Source organism: Verrucomicrobiota bacterium (genome assembly GCA_016871675.1).
Lineage (GTDB): Bacteria > Verrucomicrobiota > Verrucomicrobiia > Limisphaerales > VHCN01 > VHCN01.
Map to the genome: position 1 here is coordinate 1 of VHCN01000126.1, position 4004 is coordinate 4004.

Annotated in this window: 5 protein-coding genes; all 5 read left to right on the top strand. The window is 64.5% G+C overall.

Annotation, left to right across the window (positions count from 1 at the left end; genetic code table 11):
* Positions 1-176: sulfate adenylyltransferase (locus FJ386_15200; protein MBM3878033.1), on the top strand; the 176-nt coding region annotated here is incomplete at its 5' end.
* Positions 177-180: 4 nt separating this feature from the next.
* Positions 181-1443, top strand: a complete 1263-nt coding sequence (locus tag FJ386_15205) for a polysaccharide pyruvyl transferase family protein (GenBank protein ID MBM3878034.1) — start codon at positions 181-183, stop codon at positions 1441-1443.
* A 4-nt stretch (positions 1444-1447) separates the two neighbouring features.
* Entirely contained in the window at positions 1448-1885 is a 438-nt protein-coding gene (locus tag FJ386_15210) for a hypothetical protein (protein MBM3878035.1), read from the top strand.
* A 31-nt stretch (positions 1886-1916) separates the two neighbouring features.
* Positions 1917-2300 (top strand): hypothetical protein, encoded by a 384-nt coding sequence (locus FJ386_15215; protein ID MBM3878036.1) that lies wholly within the window; start codon positions 1917-1919, stop codon positions 2298-2300.
* A gap of 3 nt (positions 2301-2303) precedes the next feature.
* A partial coding sequence (locus tag FJ386_15220) for an FAD-dependent oxidoreductase (GenBank protein MBM3878037.1) occupies positions 2304-4004 on the top strand: 1701 nt, incomplete at its 3' end.

Genomic DNA, 4004 nt, shown 5'->3' on the forward strand with positions numbered 1-4004 from the left:
GCGTCCGCACCATCGCGGACATGATCAGCACCGGCATGATTGAGAGCCGCGCCGACAGTGTGGACGACATCATCACCGAGGTTGCCGCCGCCCGCGTCACCGAGCGCGGCTCCCGCGCCGACGACAAAGCCAGCGAAGCCGCGATGGAGGACCGGAAGAAGGCGGGGTATTTCTGAAGCCATGAATCGCCGTCACTTCCTCGCCATTTGCGGCACCGCCACGCTCGCGGCGTCTGCCCAGGCGGCGGGCAAGCGTGCGCCGCGCATCTTGCTCCGCTCCTCGTGGCAGACGGTCAACATCGGCGACATCGCGCACACGCCGGGTGTGCTGGCGCTCATTGAGCGGCATTTGCCGGGCGTGGAAGTGCGGCTGTGGCCGAGCAAGGTGGATAACGGCGTCGAGGAAATGCTGACGGCGCGGTTTCCGAAGCTGCAAATCGTGAAGGGCGCGGAGGCGCTCAAGGCCGCGTTTGCCGAGTGTGATTTCCTGCTGCACGGCTCTGGGCCGTCGCTCGTGGCGCAGAATGATGTGGCGCGTTGGGCGAAGGAAACCGGCAAGCCCTACGGCGTCTATGGCATCACGCTACCGCTGCAAGGTTCCTCGGCCACAACACCCGCGTCGGAGCAAGCCATCGCGGCCACGGTCGCGGTGTTGAGCGGCGCGAAGTTCGTCTACTTCCGCGACTCGAAGTCACTGGAGTTGGCGAAGCAGCGCGGTTGCACGAGTCCCTTGATGGAGTATGGGCCGGACGGCGCGTTCGCCACAGACTTGCGCGACGAAGCGAAGGCGACGGCCTTTCTCAAGGCCAACGGGTTGGAAGACGGACAGTTCCTCTGCTGCATCCCCCGCCTGCGCTTCACGCCTTACTGGACGATTCCCGACAAGAAGGCGGCTTTGGACCCGGTGAAGCACGCGCGCAACGAGGCGTTGAAGGAGCACGACCACGCGCCGCATCGGCAGGCCATCATCGAGGTGTTGCGGCAGACGAAGCTCAAGGTGCTCATCTGTCCCGAGGACCAGACGCAGATGGCCGTGGGCAAGGAACTGCTCTACGACCCGCTGCCTGCCGACGTGAAGCCGCGCGCGGTCTGGCGGCCAAACTACTGGCTCACCGGCGAGGCCATCTCAGTCTACACGCGCAGCGCGGGGCTGTTCGGCAACGAAATGCACTCGCCCATCATGTGCGTGGGCAACGGCGTCCCGGCCATCGTGTGCCGCTGGGCCGAGCAGACGACGAAGGGTTTCATGTGGCGCGACATCGGCCTCGGCGACTGGCTGTTCGACTTCGACAAGGAAGACGAGGTGAAGAAGCTCGTCCCGGCCGTCCTCGCGATGGCCAAGGACCCGGCGGCGGCGAAAGCTAAGGCTGCGAAGGCGCGCGAGTTCGTGTTGAACAAGTTCGCCGCCAGCATGGGCGTGGTGAAGCGGCACTTGGCAGGCTGACTTTATGGGCAAGCCCTCTTCAGTCTTTGTGCCCCGCCGCATCGAATCGCGGGCGGATTGGTGTGATGCCGAAGGGGTGAAACTCTATTCCATCTCCGCCGCCGGTTCGCGGGTGGACGAGTCGGCGTATCGCGAGCGCCTCGCGGGCATGAAGCGGGCGCGGGCCGTTGCGTGGGCGACCACACCCGCGTTCGCCATTTTCCACGACGGAGCCACGCTGCGGTATCTGGTGCTTTGCTGGTGGGGCAATGACAACGAGCTGTTCACCGCTGTCAGTGTGCTCACGGCGACGGGCTGGGTGGAGGACGCAGGGCGATTCTCCTTCTGCGTGTGGGACATGGAGGTCATGTGGCACGAGCGCAACGCCTTCATCGCGCACGTCTATTGTCCGAATCCCAGTCTTGGTGCCTATCGCGCCAATCGCCTCGCTTCAGAGGAATGAGCAAGCTCCAGCTGAAGGCAGTCCACGAAACATGAAAGTCGCCACCCACATCGTCGCCACACTGTTCGGTCTCGTCTTCCTCGCCGGTGGCCTCTTCTTCTTCTTTGGCACGCTTCCTCCGGGGCCGCCGGAGGATTCACTGCCGGGCAAGTTCATGGCCGCATTTGGTCCGACCGGCTACATGGCCTTCGTCAAGGTCTGCGAAATTATCGGTGGCGCGCTCGTCATCTTGCCCAAGACGCGCAACGTCGGCCTGCTCTTTCTAGGCCCCATTGTCATCAACATCCTGTGCTTCCACGCGTTCGTGGTGAAGGGCGGCTGGGGCGGCGCACACGCCTTCATCACGGTGGCCGCACTATTTCTGCTCTGGTCAGAGCGCAAGGCCTTTGCGGGTCTGGTGAACCGAAAGGACTAACCGATGAAATTTCCAATCCGCTTGCTTTGCACGGCTCTTGCCGCCGCTGGCTGGTTGCACGCGCCCGCCCAGCAGAGCGACGTGCTCGTCTATGGCGCAACACCCGGCGGCATCGCGGCGGCGGTGGCGGCAGCGAAGTCGGGCTGCACCGTGCAACTCGTCGAGCCGACGGCGCGCATTGGTGGACTGACGGCAAGCGGGCTGTCGCACACGGATTTTCATTCCTTCGAGAGTTTGAGCGGCGCGTTCCTTGACTTCGCGCAGCGCGTTGAGGCGCATTACGCCAAGAACTACGGCAAGGATTCGCCGCAGGTGAAGGACTCGTTCCACGGCACCTTTGGCGAGCCGAAGGTCAACCTGCTCGCCTTCGAGCAATTGCTGGCGGAACACAAATCCATCAGTGTCCGCAAGCAACTCGCCCTCACCTCGGTGAAGCTGCGGAATAACGGCGACATGAGCCGCATCGAATCCGCAGCGTTCACGCGCGCGGATGGCAAGGCGGTCGCGCTGGCGGCGCGGGTGTTCATTGATGGAAGCTACGAAGGCGACCTGATGGCGAGGGCCGGCGTGCCGTGGCGCGCGGGCCGCGAAGGCCGCGATGAATACGGCGAATCACTCGCGCCGGAAACAGCGGACGGCCAGCTTCAGGCCTACAACTTCCGTTTCATCGCCACACGCGAGGCGGCGAACCGCGTCACGCCAGTTGCGCCGCCGGGCTACCGCCGCGAGGACTTCCTGCCGGTGCTGGCGCATCTGGAGTCGGGCAAAATCAAGAAGGTCTTTGCCTGGGGGTTTGAGCCGGGCGGCATGATGAAGGCGCACACGCCGGTGCTGCCCAATGGCAAATACGACATCAACGACGTGTCGCGCGGCCTGGTGCGTCTGTCGCTGCCCGGCAAGAATCTCGACTGGCCTGACGGTAACACCGCCATGCGCACAAAGATTTTCGCCGACCACCTGCGCGACAACGTCGGACTGCTTTACTTCCTGCAAAATGACGCGGCAGTTCCCGCGAAATTCCGCGACGAGGCGCGCGAATGGGGCTGGTGCAAAGACGAGTTCACCGAGACGAGCGGCCTGCCGACGCAGCTCTATGTGCGCGAGGCGCGGCGGATGGTGGGGGCGCGCATCTACACGCAGCGCGACAGCGAGCACGCGCCCGGCGACGCCCGCGCCGTGTTGCATCGTGATGCCATCGCGATGGGCGACTATGGCAACAACTGCCACGGCACGGGACGCGAAGGCACGCGATTCGACGGCAAGCACACCGGTGAGTTCTACAATCCTGTGCCGCCCTACCAGATTCCCTACGGCACGCTGCTGTCGAAGTCGGTGGACAACCTGTTCGTGCCGGTGGCGGCGAGTTCGTCGCATGTCGGCTTCTGCGCGTTGCGGCTGGAGCCGATTTGGATGTCGCTCGGGCAGGCGGCGGGGCACGCGGCGGCGCTGGCGGTGAAAGAAAATTCCGTGGCGCAAAGCGTGAACGTGCCGACGCTCCAACGTCGTCTGCTCGCGGACAACTCGGCGCTCATTTACGTCAGCGACGTGCTGCCCGGACACGCGGACTGGGCAGCGGTGCAGTGGTGGGGTTCCGTGGGCGGCCTGCGCGGTCTCGCGCCCATGCCCGCCAAGCCCGGCCAGCGCGGCAAGAATCTGCACGGCCAATATTTCGAGGCCAACCCCGGCCATGCGGTGGAATTGAAC

Excerpts from the sequence above, each read along its gene's own strand:
- FJ386_15205 (MBM3878034.1), top strand. The coding sequence starts at position 181 with ATGAATCGCCGTCACTTCCTCGCCATTTGCGGCACCGCCACGCTCGCG.
- FJ386_15210 (MBM3878035.1), top strand. The coding sequence starts at position 1,448 with ATGGGCAAGCCCTCTTCAGTCTTTGTGCCCCGCCGCATCGAATCGCGG.
- FJ386_15215 (MBM3878036.1), top strand. The coding sequence starts at position 1,917 with ATGAAAGTCGCCACCCACATCGTCGCCACACTGTTCGGTCTCGTCTTC.